30 protein-coding genes, 1 pseudogene and 1 other annotated feature are annotated in these 25,961 nt (G+C 38.9%); of the genes and pseudogenes, 21 read left to right on the forward strand and 10 right to left on the reverse strand.

Annotated features, from left to right (window positions below):
• Nucleotides 1-77: 77 nt before the first annotated feature.
• A complete protein-coding gene (locus CD33_RS16030) occupies nt 78-2,207 on the forward strand; it encodes an ATP-dependent Clp protease ATP-binding subunit (protein WP_084591394.1) in 2,130 nt (709 codons plus the stop codon).
• Nucleotides 2,208-2,352: 145 nt separating this feature from the next.
• Here CD33_RS16030 and CD33_RS16035 read toward each other — a convergent pair whose 3' ends face one another.
• Nucleotides 2,353-2,544, reverse strand: a complete 192-nt coding sequence (locus tag CD33_RS16035) for a YjzD family protein (RefSeq protein WP_036202441.1) — start codon at nt 2,542-2,544, stop codon at nt 2,353-2,355.
• Between the two features lie 190 nt (nt 2,545-2,734).
• On the opposite strand from CD33_RS16035, the gene CD33_RS16040 reads away from it, so the two are divergent.
• From CD33_RS16040 to CD33_RS20005, 3 genes are all read left to right on the forward strand, one after another.
• A complete protein-coding gene (locus CD33_RS16040) occupies nt 2,735-3,673 on the forward strand; it encodes a beta-ketoacyl-ACP synthase III (RefSeq protein WP_036202443.1) in 939 nt (312 codons plus the stop codon).
• Nucleotides 3,674-3,722: 49 nt separating this feature from the next.
• Nucleotides 3,723-4,958: a beta-ketoacyl-ACP synthase II gene (fabF, locus tag CD33_RS16045; protein ID WP_036202446.1), complete on the forward strand. Its 1,236-nt coding sequence runs from the start codon at nt 3,723-3,725 to the stop codon at nt 4,956-4,958.
• A gap of 353 nt (nt 4,959-5,311) precedes the next feature.
• Nucleotides 5,312-5,530, forward strand: a complete 219-nt coding sequence (locus CD33_RS20005; protein ID WP_084591395.1) for a hypothetical protein — start codon at nt 5,312-5,314, stop codon at nt 5,528-5,530.
• On the opposite strand, the gene trpS is transcribed toward CD33_RS20005, so the two are convergent.
• A complete protein-coding gene (trpS, locus tag CD33_RS16050; protein ID WP_036202450.1) occupies nt 5,484-6,473 on the reverse strand; it encodes a tryptophan--tRNA ligase in 990 nt (329 codons plus the stop codon). The genes CD33_RS20005 and trpS overlap by 47 nt on opposite strands.
• A 64-nt stretch (nt 6,474-6,537) precedes the next feature.
• Nucleotides 6,538-6,745: a binding site (T-box leader), on the reverse strand.
• A 524-nt stretch (nt 6,746-7,269) separates the two neighbouring features.
• Here trpS and spxA point away from each other — a divergent pair.
• The 5 genes and pseudogenes from spxA (at nt 7,270) to pepF (ending at nt 11,991) form a co-directional block, all read left to right on the forward strand.
• The gene (gene spxA, locus CD33_RS16055; protein WP_176400049.1) at nt 7,270-7,665 is read left to right on the forward strand and encodes a transcriptional regulator SpxA; all 396 of its coding nucleotides are present in this window, start codon (nt 7,270-7,272) and stop codon (nt 7,663-7,665) included.
• Nucleotides 7,666-8,128: 463 nt separating this feature from the next.
• Entirely contained in the window at nt 8,129-8,779 is a 651-nt protein-coding gene (gene mecA / locus CD33_RS16060) for an adaptor protein MecA (RefSeq protein ID WP_036202456.1), read from the forward strand.
• Nucleotides 8,780-8,994: 215 nt separating this feature from the next.
• Nucleotides 8,995-9,168: pseudogene (locus CD33_RS20970) on the forward strand (competence protein CoiA family protein); the annotation flags it as partial.
• A gap of 39 nt (nt 9,169-9,207) precedes the next feature.
• On the forward strand, nt 9,208-10,119 hold the full coding sequence (locus tag CD33_RS16065; protein ID WP_445013744.1) for a competence protein CoiA: 912 nt from the start codon (nt 9,208-9,210) through the stop codon (nt 10,117-10,119).
• A 66-nt stretch (nt 10,120-10,185) separates the two neighbouring features.
• Complete coding sequence (gene pepF / locus CD33_RS16070) at nt 10,186-11,991, forward strand: oligoendopeptidase F (protein WP_036202458.1); 1,806 nt, start codon at nt 10,186-10,188, stop codon at nt 11,989-11,991.
• Between the two features lie 736 nt (nt 11,992-12,727).
• On the opposite strand, the gene CD33_RS16075 is transcribed toward pepF, so the two are convergent.
• The 4 genes from CD33_RS16075 to CD33_RS16090 form a co-directional block, all read right to left on the reverse strand.
• The gene (locus CD33_RS16075; RefSeq protein WP_036202461.1) at nt 12,728-13,537 is read right to left on the reverse strand and encodes a DsbA family protein; all 810 of its coding nucleotides are present in this window, start codon (nt 13,535-13,537) and stop codon (nt 12,728-12,730) included.
• Nucleotides 13,534-13,935 (reverse strand): globin domain-containing protein, encoded by a 402-nt coding sequence (locus CD33_RS16080; protein ID WP_036202463.1) that lies wholly within the window; start codon nt 13,933-13,935, stop codon nt 13,534-13,536. The genes CD33_RS16075 and CD33_RS16080 overlap by 4 nt, the downstream gene beginning before the upstream one ends.
• Nucleotides 13,936-14,135: 200 nt before the next feature.
• Nucleotides 14,136-14,885 (reverse strand): lytic transglycosylase domain-containing protein, encoded by a 750-nt coding sequence (locus tag CD33_RS20010; RefSeq protein ID WP_036202466.1) that lies wholly within the window; start codon nt 14,883-14,885, stop codon nt 14,136-14,138.
• A 5-nt stretch (nt 14,886-14,890) separates the two neighbouring features.
• Nucleotides 14,891-15,478, reverse strand: a complete 588-nt coding sequence (locus CD33_RS16090) for a CYTH domain-containing protein (protein ID WP_036202469.1) — start codon at nt 15,476-15,478, stop codon at nt 14,891-14,893.
• 102 nt (nt 15,479-15,580) lie between these two features.
• Here CD33_RS16090 and CD33_RS16095 point away from each other — a divergent pair, with 102 nt between their 5' ends.
• The 6 genes from CD33_RS16095 to CD33_RS16120 all read left to right on the forward strand — a co-directional run bounded on the left by CD33_RS16095 (nt 15,581) and on the right by CD33_RS16120 (nt 20,428).
• Nucleotides 15,581-15,970: a UPF0738 family protein gene (locus CD33_RS16095; RefSeq protein ID WP_036202472.1), complete on the forward strand. Its 390-nt coding sequence runs from the start codon at nt 15,581-15,583 to the stop codon at nt 15,968-15,970.
• 67 nt (nt 15,971-16,037) lie between these two features.
• Nucleotides 16,038-16,718, forward strand: coding sequence for a GTP diphosphokinase (yjbM, locus tag CD33_RS16100; protein ID WP_036202475.1), 681 nt, complete (start codon nt 16,038-16,040; stop codon nt 16,716-16,718).
• A 3-nt stretch (nt 16,719-16,721) separates the two neighbouring features.
• A complete protein-coding gene (locus CD33_RS16105) occupies nt 16,722-17,516 on the forward strand; it encodes an NAD kinase (RefSeq protein ID WP_036202478.1) in 795 nt (264 codons plus the stop codon).
• Nucleotides 17,517-17,533: 17 nt separating this feature from the next.
• Nucleotides 17,534-18,436: an RluA family pseudouridine synthase gene (locus CD33_RS16110; protein ID WP_036202481.1), complete on the forward strand. Its 903-nt coding sequence runs from the start codon at nt 17,534-17,536 to the stop codon at nt 18,434-18,436.
• A gap of 190 nt (nt 18,437-18,626) precedes the next feature.
• Nucleotides 18,627-20,003 carry a magnesium transporter gene (gene mgtE / locus CD33_RS16115; RefSeq protein WP_036202483.1) on the forward strand — a complete coding sequence of 459 codons (1,377 nt, stop codon included), beginning with the start codon at nt 18,627-18,629 and terminating at the stop codon, nt 20,001-20,003.
• Nucleotides 20,004-20,095: 92 nt separating this feature from the next.
• Complete coding sequence (locus CD33_RS16120; RefSeq protein WP_036202485.1) at nt 20,096-20,428, forward strand: hypothetical protein; 333 nt, start codon at nt 20,096-20,098, stop codon at nt 20,426-20,428.
• A 212-nt stretch (nt 20,429-20,640) separates the two neighbouring features.
• Here CD33_RS16120 and CD33_RS16125 read toward each other — a convergent pair whose 3' ends face one another.
• Nucleotides 20,641-21,150, reverse strand: a complete 510-nt coding sequence (locus CD33_RS16125; protein WP_036202487.1) for a CotY/CotZ family spore coat protein — start codon at nt 21,148-21,150, stop codon at nt 20,641-20,643.
• Between the two features lie 191 nt (nt 21,151-21,341).
• On the opposite strand from CD33_RS16125, the gene CD33_RS16130 reads away from it, so the two are divergent.
• From CD33_RS16130 to CD33_RS16150, 6 genes are all read left to right on the forward strand, one after another.
• Nucleotides 21,342-21,743, forward strand: coding sequence for a YhcN/YlaJ family sporulation lipoprotein (locus tag CD33_RS16130; RefSeq protein WP_052130313.1), 402 nt, complete (start codon nt 21,342-21,344; stop codon nt 21,741-21,743).
• Nucleotides 21,744-22,199 carry a stage V sporulation protein AC gene (spoVAC, locus tag CD33_RS16135; RefSeq protein WP_036202491.1) on the forward strand — a complete coding sequence of 152 codons (456 nt, stop codon included), beginning with the start codon at nt 21,744-21,746 and terminating at the stop codon, nt 22,197-22,199. It abuts the gene before it with no gap.
• On the forward strand, nt 22,193-23,188 hold the full coding sequence (locus tag CD33_RS16140) for a stage V sporulation protein AD (protein ID WP_036202494.1): 996 nt from the start codon (nt 22,193-22,195) through the stop codon (nt 23,186-23,188). Before spoVAC ends, CD33_RS16140 begins: the two co-directional genes overlap by 7 nt.
• Nucleotides 23,189-23,198: 10 nt before the next feature.
• Nucleotides 23,199-23,567 (forward strand): stage V sporulation protein AE, encoded by a 369-nt coding sequence (gene spoVAE, locus CD33_RS16145; protein WP_036202496.1) that lies wholly within the window; start codon nt 23,199-23,201, stop codon nt 23,565-23,567.
• Between the two features lie 64 nt (nt 23,568-23,631).
• The gene (locus CD33_RS20840) at nt 23,632-23,802 is read left to right on the forward strand and encodes a YjcZ family sporulation protein (protein ID WP_084591397.1); all 171 of its coding nucleotides are present in this window, start codon (nt 23,632-23,634) and stop codon (nt 23,800-23,802) included.
• A gap of 13 nt (nt 23,803-23,815) precedes the next feature.
• Complete coding sequence (locus CD33_RS16150; RefSeq protein WP_036202498.1) at nt 23,816-24,064, forward strand: stage VI sporulation protein F; 249 nt, start codon at nt 23,816-23,818, stop codon at nt 24,062-24,064.
• A gap of 63 nt (nt 24,065-24,127) precedes the next feature.
• Here the strand turns inward: CD33_RS16150 and CD33_RS16155 are convergent, their stop codons facing one another.
• The 3 genes from CD33_RS16155 to CD33_RS16165 all read right to left on the reverse strand — a co-directional run bounded on the left by CD33_RS16155 (nt 24,128) and on the right by CD33_RS16165 (nt 25,877).
• Nucleotides 24,128-24,559 (reverse strand): GNAT family N-acetyltransferase, encoded by a 432-nt coding sequence (locus CD33_RS16155; protein ID WP_036202501.1) that lies wholly within the window; start codon nt 24,557-24,559, stop codon nt 24,128-24,130.
• A 3-nt stretch (nt 24,560-24,562) separates the two neighbouring features.
• Complete coding sequence (locus CD33_RS16160) at nt 24,563-25,078, reverse strand: YjcG family protein (protein ID WP_036202503.1); 516 nt, start codon at nt 25,076-25,078, stop codon at nt 24,563-24,565.
• Between the two features lie 79 nt (nt 25,079-25,157).
• On the reverse strand, nt 25,158-25,877 hold the full coding sequence (locus CD33_RS16165) for an alpha/beta hydrolase (protein WP_036202505.1): 720 nt from the start codon (nt 25,875-25,877) through the stop codon (nt 25,158-25,160).
• Nucleotides 25,878-25,961: the final 84 nt, after the last annotated feature.

A 25,961-nucleotide genomic window follows, 5' to 3' on the forward strand; every position in this document is an offset into this window, starting at 1 on the left:
AATCAGAAGGATTTGCTTAAGAACTTTTGAGTTATCTTTCGATAATAAAATACAATCTCTTGAAAGGGTGAACAAGAATGCAATTTCAACAGCAAGACAATCGTAGTCCATTGGAACAATTTGGTCGCAATTTAATTGAAGAAGTTAAAAATGGGAAAATGGATCCTGTTATCGGTCGTGATGAAGAAATTCGAAATGTCATTCGAATCTTATCGAGAAAAACGAAAAACAATCCCATCCTCATAGGTGAACCAGGTGTTGGTAAAACAGCTATTGTTGAAGGACTGGCACAACGAATTGTTCGGAAGGACGTACCTGAAGGGTTGAAGAATAGTATTCTATATGAACTGGATATGAGTGCACTAATCGCAGGAGCGAGCTATCGCGGGCAATTTGAAGAACGCTTGAAAGGTGTCTTGAAAGAAGTCAAAGATTCAGATGGGCAAATCATTTTATTTATCGATGAAATTCATACGATTGTCGGTGCAGGTAAAACAGAAGGCGCAATGGATGCCGGAAATATGCTGAAACCGATGTTGGCAAGAGGGGAGCTTCATTGTATCGGGGCCACTACATTAGATGAATACCGCATGTATATTGAAAAAGATCCCGCTCTTGAACGCAGGTTTCAGCAGGTGATCGTACGTGAACCATCTATCGAGGACACAGTCTCGATTTTGCGCGGCCTAAAAGAACGCTTTGAATTGCACCATGCCGTTCGCATTCATGATCGTGCAATTATTGCGGCTGCTGAGCTTTCAAATCGTTATATTACCGAGAGGTTCCTGCCCGATAAGGCAATTGATTTAATTGATGAGGCATGTGCCATGATACGAACTGAAATCGACTCCATGCCACATGAGCTGGATCTTGTGACCCGGCGTGTCATGCAGCTTGAAATCGAGGAACAGGCACTAACAAAAGAAAAAGATGAAGCAAGTAAAAAACGCCTTGAAGCATTAAGGGTTGAATTGGCTTCTTTGAAAGAATCGACTGACAAAATACGCAAACAATGGGAACAAGAAAAACAGGCACTGCAAATCATCCAAAAAAAGCGTGAACAACTGGATAGCAATCGCCGTGATTTGGAAGATGCGGAAAGTAAATATGACTTAAATAAAGCAGCAGAACTTCGCCATGGTAAAATTCCTGCACTGGAAAAGGAACTATCGGGATTGGAGGAAGCGTTGAAGCTTGGTTCTGAGTCAAGGATTCTCCGCGAGGAAGTAACAGCTGAAGAAATTGCCTCCATTATTTCGAGATGGACCGGCATCCCGGTTACGAAGTTGGTCGAAGGCGAGAGAGAGAAGTTGTTGAGGTTAAAGGATACCTTGAAGGAACGGGTGGTCGGCCAAGATATGGCGGTTAAACTAGTAACGGAGGCTGTATGGCGGGCACGTTCGGGCATTAAAGATCCCAATCGTCCAATCGGTTCTTTTATTTTCTTGGGCCCGACCGGAGTAGGGAAAACCGAGCTTGCGAAAGCACTAGCCGCACAGCTCTTCGATTCGGAGGATCATTTTATCCGCATTGATATGAGCGAGTATATGGAAAAGCATAGTGTGTCCCGCCTTGTGGGAGCACCTCCCGGCTATATCGGCTATGAAGAAGGCGGACAATTGACGGAAGTGGTCCGAAGAAATCCATATTCGGTCGTTTTGCTGGATGAGATTGAGAAGGCCCATCCCGATGTATCAAATATTCTTCTTCAAATTTTGGATGACGGACGTATTACGGATAGTCAAGGACGATTAGTGAACTTTACAAATACAGTCGTCATCATGACTTCCAATATTGGTTCACATTATTTACTTGAAGCGAAACCTGAAGACAAGCAATCAGTTGAAGATTTGGTGATGAGGGAATTACGCACCCATTTCAAACCTGAACTACTGAATCGTGTGGATGATATTATTACATTCCATGCATTGGGTGGTGCCCATTTCCATGCAATCGCTTTGAAATATGTCGGGCAATTGCAAGAGCGCGTTGCCCAACAAGAGATCGAGCTAAAAGTGAGTGATGAGGTTGTCGATTGGATTGTTGAACATGGCACGGACGCGCAATTTGGAGCAAGGCCCTTAAAACGTTTCATCCAACGCAATGTGGAAACAGCAGTGGCGAAAGAATTGCTAAAAGGGGAAGTGCTTCCGGGAGAAGCTTTACATGCTACATTGGACAACAATGAATTACTAGTGAAAAAATAACTAAAGTTGGGCAGCTTGCAATGCAAGTTGCCCACATTTTTTGTCCGGGGTTTCAACTCCAATAAAAAATGGGCAACCCGGTATAAGGGTTGCCCGTCTATTAACAAAATAAAAGCACTTCGATTAGAAGTGCTAAAACTCAAAATTAGTGATGATCAGCTTCTGGAGTCGGTTCGTTCGGAATAATTGCACTGATGATAAATACTAAAATTGTAAAAATAACGCCTAGAATTAAACTAGTTGTAACATCAAATGGTACAGCAAGAATAGAACTTACAACATAATTTAACATTAACATTAATAGTACAGACCAAACTAAAGTCATTACATATTGCATTCATTTCACCTCTATAAAACATTTTTAAATAGTATTCCAATTTTCATCTTATTTATCATATCATATACATTCATAAAAAAGAACTACTAACTTAAGAACAAATCGTGAATTAAAGGTTGAGGTTATTTTTTTTATGAGCTATAATTAAGACCAAGTACTAAATGTTAGTAGTAAAACGGGGGGATTTAAAATGAATGCAGGGATCGTTGGATTAGGGAAATATGTTCCAGAGAAGGTACTGACAAATTTTGATTTAGAAAAAACTTTAGATACAAATGATGAATGGATTCGTACAAGAACCGGCATAGAGGAAAGAAGGATCGCTGGAAATGAGGAGAATACTTCGGATTTAGCTCTTTCCGCTGCGAAAAAGGCGATTGAGGATGCGAATATTACAGCAGACCAGATTGGTTTAATATTGGTTGCAACGGTAACTCCAGATCGTGCCTTTCCAAGTGTTGCATGTCAAATACAGGAAAACCTAGGTGCTGTCAATGCGGCGGCTATGGATGTTTCAGCAGCATGCTCAGGATTTATTTATGGTCTTGCAACGGCAAAACAATTTATTGAAAGCAAAAGTTATCAATATATCTTAGTAGTAGGTGTTGAAAAGCTATCGAAAGTGACAGACTGGAATGACCGAAACACGGCAGTCTTGTTTGGAGATGGTGCATGTGCTGCGGTTGTTGGTGAAGTGAGTGAGGGAAGAGGTATTTTATCGTTTGAATTAGGGGCGGATGGAACTGGCGGTAAGCACCTATTCTTGAACGATGAACGTACAATCACGATGAACGGTCGCGAAGTGTTCAAATTTGCAGTAAGACAAATGGGTGAAACTGCGGTTTCTGTTCTGGATAAAGCTGGATTATCCAAGGAAGATGTCGATTTGCTTATTCCACATCAAGCAAATATTCGTATAATGGAAGCATCACGTGAAAGACTTGAGCTGCCGGAAGAAAAATTATCAAAACATATCCATAAATACGGAAATACATCTTCAGCTTCTATTGGTCTTGCTTTGGCAGACGAATTGGAAGATGGTAGAATTAAAGATGATGATATTTTGGTTTTAGTCGGTTTTGGCGGCGGCCTAACTTGGGGTGGAGCAGTCATCAAGTGGGGTAAATAATATCTTTTTAATACGAACTTATTTAAACACTAAGGGGGATATAAGAACGATGAAAAAAAGAGTAGTAATCACAGGAATTGGTGCTGTAACGCCTTTAGGTAACTCGATAGAAGAAACATGGGAAAACTTAATTGCAGGGAAATCGGGTGTTGGAGCGTTAACTCGATTGGATGCCGAAAAATTCCCGGTGAAAATAGCGGCTGAGGTTAAAGATTTCGATATTGAACAATATATCGAGAAAAAAGAAGCTAGGAAAATGGATCGCTTCACGCATTACGCTTTGGCGGCTTCAATCATGGCGATGAAAGATTCAGCGTTGGAAATTACAGAAGAAATCGCGCCTCGTGTTGGTGTATGGATTGGTTCAGGTATTGGCGGGATGGAAACGTACGAAAACCAATATATCACATTCCAAGAACGTGGTGTAAGACGAGTGAGCCCGTTCTTTGTTCCAATGATGATTCCGAATATGGCTTCAGGCCAAGTTTCAATCCATTTTGGGGCTAAAGGCATTAACTCTTGTTCTGTTACTGCCTGTGCATCAGGAACGAACTCAATCGGAGATGCTTTTAAAGTAATTCAGCGCGGAGATGCGGACGCAATGATTACTGGTGGTGCAGAGGCGCCAATCGTCAATATGGCGGTTGCTGGATTCTGTTCAAGTACAGCACTTTCGCTAAATCCAGATGCCGATATTGCTTCACGTCCTTTCGACGCGAATCGTGATGGTTTTGTTATCGGTGAAGGAGCGGGCATTTTAGTATTAGAAGAGTATGAATTTGCCAAAGCTCGTGGTGCTAAAATCTATGCTGAAGTTGTTGGGTATGGTTCTACTGGTGATGCGCATCATATTACGGCTCCAGCTCCGGAAGGGGAAGGTGCTGCAAGAGCGATACGTCAAGCGTTGGAAGATGGTGATGTTGATCCAACTCAAGTCGGATATATCAACGCCCATGGTACTAGTACGCCATATAATGATTTATTTGAAACGAAAGCGGTAAAAACAGTATTTGGCGAGCATGCGTATAATCTTGCCATGAGCTCAACAAAATCAATGACAGGTCATTTATTAGGCGCTGCTGGTGGGGTGGAAGCAATCTTTACCGCCCTGGCATTAAAAGAAGGCGTATTGCCTCCAACAATCAATCTGACAACTCCAGATCCAGAGTGTGATCTAGATTATGTTCCAAATACCGCACGTCATCAATCCGTAGAGTATGGGATGAGCAACTCGCTTGGTTTTGGCGGGCATAATGCAAGTTTAGTATTGAAAAAAGTTGACTAATTAGAAATGGTGTCGAGTTGCATGTGTAGCTTCTAGCCACTTCATAACTGCTTACAAAAATTTGGCCGATTGCAATGGATGTTTGCAATCGGTCTTAGTTGCCCTTATACAGATTATTGAAGGGTTTTCATTTAACGTATCAAAAAGCGTCTTTTGTCGATAATTCCAATTGTTTGGGTACTCATGATGCGGGTCATGAAGACGATGCAACAGGAGTGTTTTTGTTCTCGTTGACATGCCGGACGAGATCTACTGGCTCTATTATTGTCGATAAGTTAAATGCCTTTAGCGAACAGCTAAAGGCATTTTTGTGTTGGTAGATGAATATTTAGTTAATAAAGGGGATGGTGGACATGTTTCGATTTATGCTATTTTTGTTCAGCTATGGCATTTGCGTTATGTCGGTAGGCAATCTGCTTCTATATTTAAATTACCGTACACTTGGATATTCATGGTCGGCAGTTTGGGCATTTATAATTGGCACCCATGAACTTTATTTGGCACTTGCATCAATCATTGTGCTGTTTATCTTGATTTTCGACCTAATCCCATCGCGTTTTCCATTCTTGTAATTGTCTTTGAAGCGATGGCATTGGCTTTTTCTGCGCCTTCATCCAGGATCTTGTCTAATTCATCTGATTCAATTAACTCGTTAAAGCGGTGCTGAATCGGTTCTAGATGCTCGATAAGGCTGGTTGCTACGCCTTCTTTAAAGGCACCATAACCCAGGCCGTCATATTTTTGTACAAGAGACGGAATGTCGATCCCGGTTACTGCAGATTCAATTGTCAATAGGTTGGAAACACCAGGTTTATTTGCTTCATCAAATGCTACATAACCATCTGAATCCGTCACCGCGGATTTGATTTTCTTTTCGATTTGTTTAGGTGTATCCAGGAATCGAATGGTTGCTTTTGTATTTGGGTCGGATTTACTCATTTTTTTAGTAGGTTCTTGTAAAGATTTAATGCGCGCACCAGCTTTTGGCAATTGGATTTCCGGAACAACAAATACATCACCGAAACGTTTGTTGAAGCGTTCGGCAAGGTCACGCGTCAACTCGATATGTTGTTTTTGGTCATCCCCTACTGGAACGATATTCGTGTTATATAAAAGAATATCGCCAGCCATCAATGGTGGATAAGTTAATAGGCCTGCCGTTACCGATTCTTTTCCATCTGATTTATCTTTAAATTGCGTCATGCGCTCAAGTTCGCCGATTGTTGCGACACATTGCAACATCCAACCTGCTTGTGCATGGGCTGGAACTTCCGATTGTATAAATAAAGTCGCTTTGTTTGGATCGATTCCTGTTGCTAAGTACGTAGCGGCTAACGTACGGATACTTGAGCGTAGTTCTTTCGGATCCTGGGGAACTGTAATTGCATGCTGGTCGACGATACAGTAGATTGCATTTCCTTCATCTTGAAGTGACGGGAACTGCATAAAAGCACCGATATAGTTCCCTAAAGTAATAACGCCTGTTGGTTGGACACCTGAAAAAATGGTTTTCATTATATTAATCCTCCTAAAGTTTAAATAAAATAAAAAAAACATCATACGCCCTTACGTTTGCACGTAAAGGGACGAATGATGTTGAATCCGCGGTACCACCCAGTTTGTCAAAAATGACCACTTAGACTTCGTAACGTGAAGTGACGTGCTTTACTACTCATTTCATAAAGCCACTCAAAAGTCCATTCCAATTGCTCCGTCTTCTGTTTGCACCAACCACAGACTCTCTTTGCACGGGAGGCAAGTGTACTATTCTTTCTCATCGTTTTTTCATTTCATATTTCGCGATTGTTGAAAATTCGGCAAAACAATTCGCGGTTACTATTTTAAAGTTATATTAAAAATCATATACAAAAACGATTTTAAAAGCAAATTTTAATTTTTTATTCTTTTGAATGAAATAGCGCCGATTTGGGTAATAATTGTATCGTGAAAGATAATCATTTTCTTTTTGTGAAAACATTGTAAAATAAAGTTGTAATTAACAGAAAGTTGTGATTTTTTCTCGATTAATGTCGACTAATTGAGAATTTGCTATATCGCAATTATATTGGTTTACTTGAAGTAATTAAAGGGAAAATAATTGGTGTACTATAACAAAAATATGAATAATCCGCATAAAAGAGAAGAATAATGTAAAATTAATATTGCGTTATCTATCTTTTTTATATGTAAGCTATATCCAAATGACTAAGATTATTGTATAATTAATTCATTGATTTAATTAAACTAATTCTAAATTAATAAAACTTTATAATAGATCACACCATTCGTCCGGAAAGGAAGTGTAATAATGATTGTAACATTATTTACATCACCAAGTTGTACATCATGCAGAAAAGCGAAAGCATGGTTGGAAGAACATGAAATTGCTTATAAAGAACGGAATATTTTCTCTGAACCTTTAACAATCAGTGAAATAAAAGAAATCTTAAGAATGACTGAAGATGGAACAGATGAGATTATTTCTACACGTTCTAAAATATTCCAAAAATTGAATGTGGATGTTGAAAGTTTGCCACTTCAACAATTATATGAGTTAATTCAAGAATACCCTGGATTACTTCGCCGTCCTATCATCTTAGATGAAAAACGCTTGCAAGTTGGGTACAATGAAGATGAGATTCGACGATTCTTACCTAGAAAAGTTCGGGCATTCCAGTTACTTGAAGCGCAAAAAATGGTTAATTAATCATTTAAAGGAATATTCTAGAGAGTATATCGATAAAATCCATTATCACCGGATTTTATCGTTTTTATTTTTTGTACTTGTTTTAGGCGATCGAGCCCAGACATCCAGAGTATTTTTATTTCTTGTAGATTCATTACATATTTTTAGAAGATGAGGGAGATATTTCAAACTTTATTTTACTCGGTTTTGAAGACTTTCTACTTGATTTCAAATGTTTAGTCATCTACAATTTCAATATTCAAATTATTTTATTTTGCAGTGTTTTTTTCTTTTCATTTTATATAGGTAATCATACAATAGAATTATAGAATAAAGCATAGATATATAGAAAAACAGTTTTATTCTGCAGCTTGTTGAAATGTGTGACGTTTTGAATTGTTTGGTTAAACTTTAGCAATCCAAAACATACTAAGGACGCTTTCTTTGTTTTTCAACGAATGACTGTGAAGGGAGTTGAAGTCTAATGGACATCGAACGCGTAAACGAAAATACAATAAAGCTCTTTATTACTTACCGTGATATTGAGGACCGTGGTTATAGCCGCGAAGAAATTTGGTACAATAGAGCAAAAGGGGAAGAACTCTTCTGGGATATGATTGGCGAAATTAATACAGAAGATTACTTCGACCTTGATGGACCAATTTGGATTCATGTAAATGCTTCAGAACATGGTCTTGAAGTGATTGTAACAAGAGCTAATATAAATTCAGATGGGGAATCCAACTCTTTGCTATCCAGTTTCGAGGAGCATCGAGATGCTGCACATAAAAATTTAGATGAATCTATTTTTGACTCCTATGATGATGAGGATGTTAATCATCTGGATCTCAATAATATATCTCTTTATAAATTCAAGGATATTGATGAAATTATTCCTGTTGCGAACCGTCTAGTATCTTTTGGACTACAATCTTCATTGTATAAATTCGAAAAATACTATTACGTGGCGGTTGATTTCTCAAATATTGAAGAAAATCAGCAACGTCAGAATATCCGATCTATTATCAACGAATATCTCGCTGGTTCCAAAATGACGATCTATCGTATACAAGAATACGGTGAAACAATTATGGAAAAAGATTGTTTTGAAACAGTAATTCAATATTTTGCATAATATTTGAACAAAGTTTCATGCACATTGTTTGATAGTTAATATGATGGGTAATGAAGGAATTGTTTGACGGCAAATCCTATAAATCGAGGTGTCTATATAATGGGCATCTCGCTTTTTTCTTTTTAATTTTCCAAAATTCAAATTTGCTGATTTTTAGGCAAAAGGCATTGAATTGTCTCCTTATCCATTTTAGAATGAACATAAGGAGGTCTTCTATGCTTGTAGCTCACACAGAACAAAATAAGCCCTTTATTTTGGATTCAAGCATACCTCATACAACATTACACCAGCTTCGCAAGTCAAACAAATTTTACTGTCCCCTATGTAGACAACCATTATTATTAAAAATTGGCTCGTTAAAAATTCCCCATTTTGCTCATTACTCCAAAAGCAATTGTGAAAACCAGTTTTCGGAAAGAGAATCAGCGATGCATTTGAAAGGTAAAGAGCAATTGTATAGTCTATTTAAAGCATTGGAAATGGAGCCGGAGTTAGAGCCCTATTTACCAAATGTTAAGCAAAGACCCGACATCTTATTAAAAGGCAATACAACACAACGGATTGCTGTTGAGTTTCAATGCAGCCCCATTTCTGCAGAAAAATTAATCAATCGCAATAACGGGTATAAACGTGAGGATATACAGCCTATTTGGATTCCCATTACGCCAGATAAAATAATGAAAAAAGGGATTCGAAAAGTGTCAATTAGTAAAAATCACCAACAATTCAAAGTAACCGCAAGTCACCATCCATATATTATGTCGTACAATCCGAAAATGCGACAGTTTTTCTATATTTCCAATCCAGTCTACCTTCATGGCAATAGTTTCATTGCAAAAGTACAAACCATTCCGTTGACGACTCAGAAATTCCCCTTCTATCTGCCAAAACCTATAACCAATGAGGAATTCCACCAATATTGGCAAATCCTTCAGCAAACAAAACATAATTATTTACAAAAAAGAGTATTATTTACTAGAAGCGGTTTGAACGATCTTCTGCTTAGAAGTGCCTATGAATTGCGTATGAATTTACATTCATTGCCAAATTATATAGGTGTTCCTCTCAAGGGAAGTGAAGTGTTAAAGTTATCATGCATAGATTGGCAATTAGCCATATTTTACTTTCTTCATCTGACGAAAATTGAACTGCGCCAAATGAAAGGGGAAACACTCTATTATTTCTTAAAGTGGGCGAACTTGCCACAATCTAGAATTGCCTATGAAGCTGTCTCAAATTATTGCGATATTTTAGAGGAGCTATCAATTCAACACTGCTATCAAACGATTGAGGAAGAAAAGTTATTGGCGGTATTGTATCACCATTTTCTTGCAATGTAGACAAAATATTGAGAAAATGAACATGTTATTCGAATTACGAAATAAACGGTAACGGAGGTTTTATTAATGGCAAAAAAGTTATTAACTCGTGAAGAAGTACCTGTAGAATTAACATGGGATCTAGAAGGGATTTTTCAGTCCGATGAAGCATGGGAATTAGAATTCAAGGAAATTGCAAAGCTTATTCCAGAGGCGGAAAAGTTTAAAGGAAACGTTGCCAAAGGAGCTGAAAATTTATATGAAACATTACAATTTAGCGATAAATTATCGGAGCGCTTTGGCAGGCTTTACGTATATAGCCATTTGAAACATGACCAGGACACAACCAACGGCAAGTATCAGGCGATGGATAGCAGAGTGCGTTCATTGGGAGCGAAGTTTTCTGCTGCATGGTCTTTTGTTACGCCTGAAATTTTGTCAATTGATGAAGAAACAATCAAAAACTATATTCACGAGTATGAACCTCTAAGTCTATATAATCAAATGCTGACTGAGTTGAACTTGCAACGTCCTCATGTCTTATCGGCTGATAAAGAGGAGTTGCTTGCTCAATTTTCTGAAGTAACTGGTTCATCGGGTAATACATTCAGTGCATTAAACAATGCAGATTTGGAGTTCCCGGCTGTTACAAATGATAAAGGGGAAAAGATTCAGTTAACCCATGGTAATTATGTGACGTTTTTAGAGAGTGACAACCGAGAAGTGAGAGAAAGCGCATTTAAAGCCATGTACCAAACTTATGGCAAATTCCAAAATACTTTTGCTGCAACATTATCCGGAAACGTAAAAGCACATAATGTGAGGGCCAAAATTCGCAAGTATGATTCGGCTCGACAAAGTGCGATGAGTAATAACTACATTCCTGAAAAGGTGTACGATCAGCTGATTTCAACGATTCATGAATTTCTGCCAATTTTGCATCGCTACGTTGCACTTCGAAAAAAAGTGTTAGGTTTGGATGAGTTGCACATGTACGATTTATTTACTCCACTTGTAAAAGAAGTGAAGTTCGATATGCCTTACGACAAAGCGAAGGAAATTATGGTGAAGAGCTTTGAACCGCTTGGTGAAGAATATCAAGCAATTGTACAAAAGGGGCTGGACAGTCGTTGGGTCGATGTTTTGGAGAACAAAGGAAAACGCAGTGGCGCTTATTCTTCAGGTACATTTGGGACAAACCCATTCATATTGATGAACTGGCAAGATAACCTGAATAACCTCTTTACATTGGCCCACGAGTTTGGCCATAGTATGCATAGCTACCTTACTCGTCAAAACCAGCCATATCCTTATGCAAGTTATTCAATTTTTGTGGCCGAGGTGGCCTCAACATGCAACGAAGAATTATTATTTGATCATCTTTTAAAAACAACTGAGGATGCCCAAAAGAAAATATACTTATTAAATCATTGGTTGGACGGTTTCCGCAGTACAGTATTCCGTCAAACAATGTTCGCTGAATTTGAACATATTATTCATGAATTAGATCGCAACGGGGAAGCATTGACTGCGGAGCGTTTGACGGAAATCTACTACGACCTAAATAAACAATATTTCGGCGAAGAGATGACAGTAGACGAAGAAATCGGATTAGAGTGGGCAAGAATACCGCATTTCTATTACAACTACTATGTTTACCAATATGCTACTGGTCAAAGTGCAGCTACCGCATTAAGCAAGCAAATTTTAGAAGAAGGGCAACCTGCTGTTGAACGATATCTCAATAATTTCTTAAAAGCAGGATGCTCGAACTTCCCAATCGAAGTATTAAAAGCGGCAGGTGTGGATATGGAATCCCCTGCACCAATCCAGGAAGCATGTAAAGTATTTGAAGAAAGATTAAGTGAACTGGAAGCATTATTATTGAAATAAGTCCCTAGACTTGATGCGCCCCACAGTGTTTTTGAACTGTGGGGTTTTTGCCTTGTTGTTTTTAAATAACGGCTATTGTATATACTAGAAATTCTGAAGGATGACTTGAATAATAGAATCGAACGATCGCTAAAAAAGCAAAATTGGTGAAAAGCACTATTGCAAATCCTAAAAGATGATAACTAAGATAATTGCTATACAAATCTTAATGTAACTAAAATAGATTCCTTTAAGTTGTTATAAATATAATAACAATTTTGTATTCAATTTCATCCCATTGTTCCACATTTTTGCTTCTTACGAACAAATCATATTTATTTGAATGCTTATAAATGAGTAGATTTAGTGAAAACGGTTACTATTTGACGAATTTGTGAAACTATTTTCATAGTATTGCATACATAATTATTCCGTGATAAAGTAAATACGTGAAATAAATCACATAACAAACATACACCCCTTTGTTTGAACGTGAACATTTCTCCCATCCCCTTTAAGAGGCGTCAGTCGATGACGTCTCTTTTTTAATTCGTAGAATACAAGTAAATCCCCGACAACCTAATCCATTGCTATTCCCGTCCGCTTTTCATGCCGTTTGTTATTCATTGAAATGAATGTGGCTCCCCAGTGCAAATCATCACGATCTCTTGTAACACAAAAAAATAGACAAAGCCAAGATGACTTTGTCTAGTAATAATATAATAAGGTAATAGATTTTTAGGATTATGAGTGCCGATTAATTAATTTTATTGCGCCAGAGCGTAATTTCTTCACACTGAAGACGTTCAATTTTTTGTTGAAGCATACGTTTTTTTAATTCCCGTTCTGCATCTTGGATGGATATCGAGTAGATTTCGGCTACATCACTTGTCGTTAACGTCTGAAAACGAGAGAATAATTCATCAAATGTAGGAAGGGGATTACAAATAATCTCTTCATTCATCATTTCTTGCAATATTTGGACATACACTTCATAGGTGTACATTCCGCTTACTTTTAATCCCTCATCTTCAATACATTCATTAAAGAAAACAATGCTTGGGACTTCCTCAATTTCCATTTCACGCATGATATGTAAATCACATTGAAAAGCACGGGCCGCTTCCTTGGAGCCAAAATCCGAAGTGAATTCATCAATGTCAATATTGGATTCCTTGGCGATTTCTATGAGAGCGGAATAGGAAGTAACTTCCTTCGTTTTTAACAATGCATGCTCCTGCAACTTTAGCAGAAAGCGGGATGATGCACGTTTACCTTGCAATTCTGCAGCTTTCACCGCGATTGAAGGCAGTGCAGGGTGTGTAATATCCAGCTCAGCACCGGTCAGGCAACCTTTTGTCCGGCGCCCTAGAGTATTGAGTGAGGCAAGCTTTGTACTTAGAATATAGCGCCATGTAAAATAATGTTCATATTGCAGCTGAAGTTTACGCAGCATCGTTTGCATTGTCAGGGCTTTATTACAAAGCGGATCAATAAAAATATATAATTCTATTGGTTTGGTAGTAGATGCCGGGGCAGGTTTTGACAATAATTGAACATTATTCACTCTGAACCCTCCTCATCTTCATTTGGCGAGTTAATCATATGATTCGCTGTCAAGACAAGACGTTGGTAATAGACATCACGGAAGTTTCCTTCAAGTCCAACTTCATCCATTGCTTCTTTCATGCACTCCAACCACGCTTGAGCACGATCTGGTGTAATTTTAAATGGGATATGACGAGCTCTTAGCATCGGATGTCCATGTTCTTCTGTATATATATTAGGCCCACCTAGGTACTGGGTCTGAAATTGAATTTGTTTTCTTATTGTTTCAGTTAAGTCTTTCGGAAAGATAGGTATTAACTGTGGATGTCTCCCGACACGTTCATAAAAAGCGTGAAGGAGCTCAGAAAGTTTTTCAGCACCAATTTCCTCGTAAGGAATCGTGTATTTTCGATTCATAGGTGTACTCCTTTACTTCTTTTAGTATACGCAAGAAAATCCATGTATTGTATACTGTTTAGTCTATAACCACTGTTTAAAAATATATGTGGTAAATACATTCTAACAACGTATACCTTTTTTCTCAAACAAATAGCATGACCGAGCCGCAGGACCATATTCAAAATCAGGGAAAACAAGGTGAAAAATATATCTATAAATCAAGCATTATAATATTTCATTATTTTATTAACATAGTTTTGTGTCTCGTTAAATGGAGGGATTCCGCCATATTTTGAGACGTTTCCAGGGCCTGCATTATAGGCTGCTAAAGCCAATTCGATATTTTGATCGAATTTATTTAGCATTTGACTTAAATACTTTGTTCCACCCATTATATTTTGCACTGGATCTTTTGCATCATTCACACCAAGATATCTTGCTGTGCCAGGCATTAGTTGCATTAATCCTGTAGCGCCAGCCGAGCTGACGGCATGTTCATTGTAATTTGATTCTTGTTTCATGACAGCGGCAATCAATTTCCCTGGCACCCCATATTTTTGTGAGGCTTCCTCGATAATACCACTATATGCGTTAGCCCCTGCCAATACGTTTGTATATCCAGCGGTATTTGAGTAATCTTTATTTATATAATTGGAGAAGACATTTTCTTCATTTTGGATTAGGTCGTTATAGTAGGAGTTAGGTAAATAATTCTCCCTGCTATTGTAAGTAAAAGATGCTAAATAATTATTATCTATAGAATTTGCCGTTGTATTATCGCTGCTTGCATAATAACCGAGTAAATTTTCAGAGTTGGTTAATGAAGAAGTGGAAGAGCTCATCATTTCTTCAAGTAACTCCGTAAAAATTGACGGATCGTTCGCCAGTGACTCAACACTTTGTTGAGTATTGCCAATTGATTGAATTGCTTGCAGTTCTAACAACATTTTCATCGATGATATGTTCAATACAATCAACCTTTCTGCATTTTTAGTGCACTCATGAAGCGGGCGATTTTTTTATCTGCCGCTTTTTGTGGGATGTCGTTTTCTTTCAGGAAGTTTTCAAAAACTTTTCTACCGCGATTTTCTTCGTTTGTTTCATATTCTACCTCATAATCATCGCAGTTTAAATAGAAAGAATGGTCAAACACGAGAGTTCCACCTTTGTGAGATATTTCCACGCGTTCTGTCGATAATGTGCCGAAATGATGTAGATGTTCAACGGGGACCCCCAATTGAGACAATCTGATTTTTACACTTTCTGCAAAGAAGCCTCTCCCTGTAAGCATTAAATCAGCTTGTTCCCTTGTTATGACATCGGTTGTCTCAAGGTGGGTGTTCGTTGCGGTGCGTTCTTTTAGTGTACAGACAATCTTTTTATTTGTCACACGGATCCTTAAACCACTAAACAATTCCTTTAACCGAAACTCCTTTGTATCAAAATAGTGATTCGTCTGATGAACAATCATCTCATTCGATACGTGGAATTTTTTTAGCAAAGTTTCATATTGTTGTTTAGTTAAGACATTTTTAAATTCAATTTCTAACTCTTGTGTCATGTTTTTTCCTTCCTTAGTATGTATTTTCCACATTCTCTTTCTCGAATCGCGAGCAGCTATGTTAAAATATGAGAAGAAAAGTGTAGAAGGGAAACTTACATAATGCGAACTATTTATTTAATTGAAAAATACCAATTCGTACATAATGATTTACACCTTAGTTTAAACGAAAACCAAAGCAAAATTCAAATTCAACCTGCAGGGCAGATCCTGGCAGATTCAGACCATCTAGCATTTATCTATCTTGTTGAAGAACAGGGTGAATATAGCTATATATACATGCCGGAAGACTTATGGCCGGCATTGGTGAGGGTGTTGAAATCTGGAAAAAACCCTTATCTTATTTTAGAGGAACAAAAAATTGAACTTACGAATTTTACTGATGAATTACATATGCTCCTTTTCAATATCGAAGGAAATGAAAACTATGGAAATGCTTTCGTCGAAGCGGTAGAAACAGCTTTTGCCGAAATCTTAAAAGAAGAAGCATAGGATTTTCATAAAATCCATGTACTTAATATAAAAGTTTGAAAGTCATTGCATTTGGGAGGAGTCTTCGATGGGAACTTGGGGAAATTTTTTAAGCCCATATATTCAGGCAGTTGATGAGTTGAAAATAAAATTTAAAGGGATGCGCTCACAGTTCGGTGCTACAGGAACAACTTCTCCGATCGAATTTGTGACAGGCCGTGTAAAACCTTTGGCAAGTATATATGATAAAACCCTTGAAAAAGGGGTTTCATTTGAGCCTTCAAAACAATTGGCTACGGAATTGCAAGATATAGCAGGTATACGGATTATGTGTCAATTTGTTGATGATATTTCGACAGTGGTCAACCTAATACGGCAACGGGATGATTTGAAAGTGATTGAAGAAATAGATTACATTACCCATAGCAAGCCTAGCGGTTACCGTTCTTATCACATGATAGTAGAATATCCGGTGGAGACCATTCAAGGTAAAATCGAGGTATTGGCCGAAATTCAAATAAGAACGTTGGCAATGAATTTCTGGGCGTCCATTGAGCATTCAATGAACTATAAGTATAAAGGGTTATTCCCGGAAGAAATCAAAAATCGATTGCAAAACGCCGCAGAGGCTGCTTTCAAGTTAGATGAGGAGATGTCTTCCATAAGGAGCGAAATACAAGAAGCACAAGTATACTTTAGTGAATTCAAAGATTCAACAAATCCCAAAATACGAATTCAATCAACTACCGAGGAAAAGGAGCGTGAGTAAGCTTTGCGATTTTCAATCCAATCACGCAGAGATCCCCAATCAAATGAATTGATGGAGCTTGCAAAAACGTATTTAACAGATTTTGGTCTTATTTTGGATGAAGAAGAACCGGAAATCGTTATTTCAATCGGTGGAGATGGAACCCTTCTCCACGCATTTCATCGTCACGCCCATCGTTTGGATGAAGTAGCTTTCGTAGGGATCCATACGGGACATCTTGGCTTTTATGCCGATTGGAAGCCTTCTGAACTAGAAAAGTTGGTGCTTTCGATTGCAAAAAATGAATTTAATGTAGTGGAGTACCCGTTGCTGGAAGTGCAAGTGCATTGCCACAAGTCGGAAACGGTAAGATATTTGGCGTTAAATGAAGCAACCATTAAATCTCCGGATGTCACTCTCGTGATGGATATCGAGTTAAATGGCAATCAGTTTGAACGGTTCCGTGGAGATGGTCTATGCGTTTCAACGCCATCCGGCAGTACAGCGTATAATAAGGCACTAGGTGGCGCAATTATCCATCCGACCCTTCAGGCAATCCAGATTACCGAAATGGCCTCAATCAATAACCGGGTATTCCGTACTGTGGGGTCATCTCTTGTGTTGCCTGCACATCATAATTGCACTCTAAAGCCCGTAAAAGATCAACAATTCACGATGACGATTGACCATAAACACTTTGTACAGAGCGATTTAAAATGGATTACATTCAATGTGGCCAGTGAGAAAGTCCGTTTTGCTCGATTCCGTCCATTTCCATTTTGGGAACGGGTTCATGACTCATTTGTTTCGAATGACTGATTGGAGTTTGCATGAACATGGATAAAAGGTTCAAATTACAATTCCAAGCTACAAGCGATGGCCAGCTTTTGCGGGATGCAATAAGCAAGTTCGGTATATCTAAAAGAGGATTAACCTCCATCAAGTACAATGGTGGAGCCTTATTGGTAAATGGGCAGGAAAGGACAGTCCGGCATGTCCTAAATCGTGGAGATTTAATTACAGTTTTCTTTCCGCCAGAGGAATTCAGTGAGGGGCTTATTATCGAGCATAAAGATCTAGCAATTTTGTACGAAGACGATGCTTTTCTCATACTTGATAAACCCCCCTTTTTGAATATCATTCCTTCACGAGAGCACCCAACAGGCAGTTTAGCTAACTATATTGGTGGGTACTTTGAAGAAAAGGGCATTCATTCCACGGTACATATTGTCACGCGATTGGACCGTGATACTTCTGGTATCGTGTGTATCGCCAAACATAGTCATGTTCACCATTTAATGGGGCTACAGCAAAAGCAAAGCTTGATCAACAAACAATACGAAGCAATTGTCCACGGGCACTTAAAAGAAACCGAAATGTCCATCGAGGCGCCAATTGGACGTAAAGAGACAAGCATTATCGAAAGGGAGGTTCGTGCAGACGGACAGTATTCCCACACAGATGCCAAGGTAGTAAAAAGAGGATATACAAAAACGATGGAGCCGATCACCCATGTCAGGCTGAAACTGCATACCGGCAGAACACATCAAATTCGTGTTCATATGGCTCATATTGGTCATCCACTGGTTGGCGACGAGTTATACGGGGGTAGCAGGAAACTTTTTAATAGACAAGCGCTTCATTGTGTATTTCTGGAATTAGTGCATCCGTTAACTGGACAACAGTTACGTTTTACAAGTGAGGTTCCCCAACCGATGAGTGAGCTGCTGAATAATTAGACGAAAAGATGTTCGAGGAGAAAGCGAACATCTTTTGTTTTTGGCATCAGCTATGGAAAACGCCGATGCAATCATCAATTTGAATTTTTATCTTCAATTAATTGAATTATTAAAACTTTGTGATGTATTAAAAATCCCTTTACGACAAAACATTTTCCACCTATTATTACATTGAGAGGAGGGGACAAGCATGGTAGAACAACAAAATAATAAAAACGAAGAGCTCTTCAATGAAGAAGAATTACGGCAATACCTAATCGACGAGAACATCGACCAATTTCGTGAAATCTTTTTAGAGCTCCATTCCTATGACCAGGCCCAATTTTATGAGAAGGTAGGACCTGATATACGAAAAACCATCTATCTATTCTTGTCTCCTCAAGAAATGGCCACAATATTTGAAACAATTGAATTAGAGGATAAAGAATACGAGCAATTCCTGAATGAAATGGATACTGCATATGGGGCAGAAATGCTTTCCTATATGTATACAGATGATGCGGTAGACGTTTTGAATGAATTGGATGATGAACAACGCGAAAGTTATCTGGAAATGATGGACAGCGAAACCGCCGAGGAAATCAATGAACTTCTGGGATATGCGGAGTACACTGCCGGAGCAATTATGACGACCGAGTATGTTTCGGTTTATGAAAATTCAACCGTCCGTTCAGCAATGACCGTTCTTCGAAACGAGGCACCGAACGCTGAAACTATTTATTATGTTTTCGTTGTCGATGATGATCGGCGTTTAAGTGGCGTCATTTCCCTCCGAGATTTAATTATTTCCGATGAGGACACATTAATTCATGACATCATGAATGAACGTGTCGTGTATGTAAAGGCTTCGGATGATCAAGAAGATGTGGCACAAATCATGAAAGATTATAACTTTCTGGCGATCCCTGTTGTCAATGATGCGCAAGAAATGCTGGGAATCATTACTGTCGATGACATTATCGACGTAATCGATGAAGAGGCAACAGACGACTATTCCAAACTAGCAGGGTTATCCGATGTGGATGACGTCGAAGCCAGTCCCTTTAAAGCAGCGAAAAAACGACTGCCGTGGTTGATCATGCTATTGTTTTTAGGTATGATAACCGCCACGTTGATGGGACAGTTTGAGGCGACTTTGGACAAAGTGGCATTACTTGCCCTCTTTATCCCGCTCATTTCGGGGACATCCGGAAACAGTGGAACGCAAGCGCTCGCCGTGGCTGTGCGCGGTATCGCAACAGGCGAAATAGGGGATAAAAGTAAATTGAAAATGCTGCTTCGCGAGGTATTGACCGGATTAATAACCGGAATAGTTTGCGGCTTGATTGTCGTGGCCATTATATTTTTCTGGAAGCACAACTTAATCATCGGTTTATTGGTGGGTGCGGCAATCAGTACGTCCATACTTGTAGCCACAATTGCAGGTTCCTTTATCCCGCTGCTTATTCATAAACTAGGAGCGGACCCGGCAGTCGCATCAGGTCCCTTTATCACAACATTAAATGATGTGACGAGTATTTTAATCTACTTGGGCTTAGCATCCATTTTCTTGGGGCAGCTGATGTAACCAAGAAGCAAGATGATTAGAAATTTATCTCTTAGACGGGATTCACGAAAAACTTCAATTTGCATATTTATAAGTAAAAAAGGATGTGTAAAATGGAAGAGCCAATCCTGTTTATTTCAAGTCCTCCCGTTTATTTTACCGAGATTGCTGAGATTAAGGAAACATTCTTGGAAGAGAGTACATCTGTTTTTGTACCGAATCGTTCCGACCGTATAGCTGATCAAGTGATTGCCAGACAGCTTAATTACTTTTCACAGCCTATTAACCAATTTAGAACGTTGGTCTTTCATCTCGTAAATGGTGAAAAAATGGTGGGGAAAGTGCAGGAAGTTTTAGGCAGCGATGTAAAAATTAAGTCAGCCAACAAAGTAAAGTTGATTAATGGAAATGAAATAGAGACAATCACGATAGCAAATGATTTCTAGAATATAGGGAGCGGTTCACTTTTAAGGTGAATCGCCCTTTTTTATGTGAAAGATGTCTTTTGAATAAGCAAAAATTCAACAGTGCAAAAAAGCAAGGACGTATCTCGGTTGGCAAGAATGTGCAAATCACGCGAACATTTTTCACCAGGGTGCAGTATATACAAAAAAGCCGCCAACAGCCGTTTTACTCGGCTGTCGGCGGCTATGCCTGCTTAATGATGGTGGATGTTCAGGTCAACATCTGCCACACATTGAATTGCAGTGAAGTTATTTAAGTCAACAGTTACGCAAGTTTCTGTTTTCTTGAATTTAGTAATGTCTTCAAATGCTTCTGCTACCATTTCATTTGTTCCTTCTTCGAATAGCTCTACAGCTTCTTCTTCTTCAACAGCAACGACCGCACGTAAAGTAGCGCAGCAGTCACCGAATACATCTTCTACTCGGAAGAATGGTGTAAGTGAGTAAGTGCAATCTTTCCCCTTAGCTACCACTTTAAATGGTCTACCTAAGTTATCCAATAGCATGAAAACGCGAGTATCCGCGTGACCATGTTTTGTTAGACCACCAATTGGTTCTATGAAACAGCTAGTTCCGCAAGTATCGTCATTTCTTACTGCTTGATTTTGTAGCTTTAAAATTGTTTTAACAACTTCACAAATACAACCTGTATTCATCATCTCTTCTCTTGATGAACTCTCGAATTTATTTTTTCCACAACCCATTTTTGTTTCACCCCTCTTAAGTTTAGTTCAATCTACAATATGTGATTTCGGAAATGAAAACCGGGCTTTTGTACTGAAGGCTTAAAATTCCTCGAAATTTTCTTATGCGGAAGTACCGTTTAACCTAACTGTACGAATTGAATAGTTTGGATTTTTAATGCCCATAATAAGTAGAAAAAGGGGGTTGAATCTTGAAAAAATTGGTAGCGTTATTCTTTGTTCCACTTTTTTTAATTGGATGCTCTAATGAACAAACAATTGAAATATCCGGAGTCAGCACGGATGAAGTGAAAAAAGTTGAAATTGAAGACATGATCCGCAATTCCAAGGAAGTGTATTCAGGAACGGCCATAATGGTCAATAATGAATTGCTTGTTGCCATACAGGTCAAACCTTGGCTTGGGTTCAAAGAACAAAAGGTCGAGAAAAAATTACAAAAGGAAATAGAAGAAAAGTATCCCGACTTGGATGTCCTTGTGTCTTCGGACTACAAAATGCATTGGGAAACACAAAAGCTTCTGGAAGAAGGGGATAGCACTAAGGTAACAGAGGAAGTCAAGAAGCTGAAAAGTTTAGCGAAGGAGGAGACTTAATTGGATCCACAAGAATATCAACAAATCGAACAGAAGATTACACCTCCTACCCCATATTTTAAAAACGCACTAAAAGCATTTTTGGTAGGCGGAATCATTTGTACAATCGGACAAGCCATAACATATCTATATATTATCTTTTTTGATTTTACGGATAAAACGGCCGGAAATGCTACAGTTGCCACGATGGTATTCATAGCGATGGTGTTGACGGGTCTCGGTTTATACCGCAAGCTCGGTGCGTTTGCCGGAGCTGGCAGTGCTGTTCCTGTAACAGGATTCGGCAACGCGGTTGTGTCTGCGGCAATAGAAGGGCGGACAGAAGGATGGGTTTTAGGTGTGGGAAGTAATATGTTCAAACTGGCGGGGTCGGTAATTTTGTTTGGGGTTGGTTCAGCCTTTTTCATCGCATTGATAAAGCTGATACTCGTATCGATGGGTGTAGTGGAATGGTAATTTTATTCCCTTCGAAACCGTCCATCCTTGCTTGTGGTGCTGTAGCTGGTCCGCTTGAAAATAAAAGTGTTTTTAAATCATATTTTGATGCCATTTCCGAAGATGAAAGATGGGGTCAAAAAACAAATGAGCAGGGGCACTCCAAAATGATTCAAGAAGCCTGTAATATTGTCATGAAGAAAGTGGATTTGAAAAATTTGGATGTTGATTACTTTTTAAGTGGAGATCTTGTGAACCAGATGACCCCAACCAATTTTGCAGCGAGAGAGCTTGCTATATCCTTTATCGGGCTATTCTCTGCTTGTGCGACTTCTGTTTCTTCAGTAATTATCGCGAGTCTTCTAACAGAATTAGGGGCTTCTCAATTCGCTATTGCCGGGGCAGCTAGCCAACATAATGCAATTGAACGCCAATTCCGTTACCCAATCGACTATGGGGCACAAAAGCCGGCAACCGCTCAGTGGACGGTGACAGCAGCGGGGTATGCACTAATCGGAAAACATGATCCTAAACTACCCTCTGTCGTTGCAGCAACTGTTGGAAAGGTTGTGGATTATGGGGAGGTAAGTCCGTTTCATATGGGTGGAGCCATGGCCCCTGCTGCGTACGATACAATCAATTCCCACTTAAAGAAACGTCATCAAAAGATTACGGATTATGATCTAATTATGACGGGGGATTTGGGGAAAATCGGATTGAAGATTTTGAAGGCGATGTTTGCTCAAACAGGCGCAAAACAAGAAGAACTTGAATTATTCCGAGATGCTGGTGCGGAATATTACGGAGAAGATAAGGCATTCCAATCGGGAGCTAGTGGTGCGGGTTGTTCTGCATCTGTCTATTTCAGTTATATCGAACAACAATTGAAAACAGGACGCTTTAAAAGAGTATTATTAGTAGCAACAGGCGCTCTTCTTTCTCCAATGTCTTTCCAACAAGGGGAAACAATCCCCTGTACTGCGCATGCGATTGAAATTACGATGGAATGAGGAGAAAAACATGCTTTTTTTTAGTTTTTTAATTGCCTTTATTGTGGGCGGTTTAATTTGTGTGGTCGGGCAGTTAATCATGGATGTGGGAAAACTGACACCCGGCCATACATTAGCTATTTTAGTAGTGGCAGGTGCCGTCTTGGATGGCTTGGGATTATATGAGCCATTGATTGATTTCGCGGGTGCCGGAGCAACAATCCCCATCACTTCCTTTGGTAATTCATTAACCCATGGGGCATTGGTCGAGGCTGAAAAACATGGATGGGTCGGTGTGTTGACAGGGATGTTTGAAGTGACAAGTTCCGGCATAAGTGCGGCGATTGTCTTCGGATTTATCGCAGCATTAATTTTTAAACCAAAAGGAAAAGCAAACTAGACGAATACCCCAACTTTTCTTTGTGTACTGTCATAGTATACAAAGTGAAAGGAGGGGATTTTTTATGTGGAATCACTGCGGTCAAGTAAGCCCTGCCTATGATTATTGTGGACCAACTTACAGCATGCCTGCATATGATATGTGTGGAGGCGATGGAGGATACAAAGGTTCTTACTTTGTGTTAATCGTTGTATTATTTATTTTATTAATCATTGTAGGAAAGTGCTATATGTAAGGAGGGGAGATAAATGCAAAACCCTTTTTTTAAGCAGATAGAAAACAAAACCGGCGTAAGTATGGAGGAAATCTTTGCGCTGGCAAATGCAATTCAGCATGCTGATTTTACGAATGAAAAGCAAGTTCGTAAAATTATAAAACGAGTAAGCAAAGTGGCGAATAAACCGGTAACAAAAGAATTGGAAGATCAAATTGTAAAGTCGATTGTGCAAGATGGAAAATCATTGGATTTAGGTAAAATCCAAAAAATGCTTGGCTAATCAATCAAAAAGCAGTCGCCAAATATCGCGACTGCTTTTGTTAATCATTATGGAATCCTAGGGCTAAAGAATTGATTTCTCCATTGCACGATGTGGAATTCCCGCATCCAGAAATTCCGGGGATGTGACTGTGTAGTGCAGCTTCTCATAAAAAGGAACGGCATAGCTTTGTGCATTAAGCTTTAGCTTCACCAAGCCGAGCTCTTTTGCAAATTCTTCAATATTCTGCATGATGAGCAAACCAAGTTTCTTGCCTCTATATGGTTCAAGCACACAAACACGTTCCACTTTTCCGGTGTTTTCTTCTATTTTGCGAAGCCGGGCAGCTGCTATCGGCTGGTCTTTTTCTTTTACGATAAAGTGGGTAGAGGAAGAATCATGCTCATCCAGCTCCAGGTGCTCAGGCACACCTTGTTCTTCAACAAAAACTCTTTTTCTAACGAAAAATGCCAAACCAAGGTCTTTTTCGTTTTCTACAATGTCAAATTGATACAATTATTATTCAGCCCCAGTTAATCGGTAAGTTTCGTAAGTAGTCCAAGAGCCATCCTCAAGTTGGTATACTAGGTGAATTCGATCGATTACTTCCTGTTCATCGACACCAATCATTCGCAACTGACCATAAATATCGTCATGTTCAGTTTCAGTTAAATCCTGCGCAATGGTGAAGTGTGGGATGAAGACGTGTTTCGGCTCCCCGATATTCAACTGTTGCTGGAGGTCTTGATGTATTTTATTGAGCTGATCAGTTGGCTCCACTTTAAAATAGATGACATTCGTTATCGGAAAGAATGAACTAACTTTAGAAGCATGTATATTTAAAGGTGCATGGTTCTCTGCGATAGAAGCAATTGTTTTGGAAATCTTGCTGATTTCTTTTTCATCTGCTTCAAAAGCTTCTTTAAGTGTAAGATGCGGTGTGATTTTTGAATAATGAGAATCGTAACGTTTGCGATATGTGTTTGCTAAATCTTGAAATTTTTTGGATGGAAATGCTACAATACCGTATTTCATTATTTAAGCCCCCCTAAATTTTCTGATACTAACAATTATAACAGAATTTTAAAAAATTCGACATTTCTCATTCTGTTAATTAACTGAAATTTTGAATTAGTGCTCTTTTAAGATCAGGTTTCCAATATTTCCATGTATGATTACCATCGAATTCATCATAAAATGTTTTATAGCCCTTCGCTGAAAGTACCGAGTGCAGCTGACGATTCGGTGCCAGAAAGTCTTTGATCTGTTTATCTGTCGTTACGACCTGATCTTCACCTTTTCCAATAACATGATAAAATGAAACCGCATTCATGATATTCGATTCTTCCACGATTTTTAAAACATGCTCATCCACATACGGAGATTGTAAAATAGCTTTTCCGAAAATAGTTGGGTATTTTAATGCCGCTAGCAATGATACGGTTGCGGCCATTGAATCCCCAATTACACCTCTGGTCGAGCCAAGTTGCAAAGTGGAATATTCCTCATCCAAGTAAGGAACGAGCTCATGTGCGAGAAACCTTAAGTAGGCCTCGTGAAGTTTGCCGGTTGGGATATACTTCTGTCTCCGATCCTCCACACTCTTGTATGGAATACCAACGATAATCAAATTTTCGATTTCATAATCTTCGAGCAACTGATCAGCCAATCGAGGGATTCCACCCAATTGGAAATAATCTTTCCCGTCAGAAGCAATCAAAATGTTATATTTATTTAAGGGAGTATAGTTTGCGGGTACGTAAATTAATAACTCCTGTTCTTCATTCAGTGAAGTACTGAAAAATGGCACTTCCCTGATGGTTCCGTGGTTCATGCGGCTCCTCCTTCTATACTAAGGTGATTTACCGAAATTGTATCATAATGAAACTTCCACGTGTACTATGTAGTATGGAAATAA

Origin of the sequence: Ureibacillus sinduriensis BLB-1 = JCM 15800, assembly GCF_000772955.1 — a bacterium.
Taxonomy (GTDB): Bacteria; Bacillota; Bacilli; order Bacillales_A; family Planococcaceae; genus Ureibacillus; species Ureibacillus sinduriensis.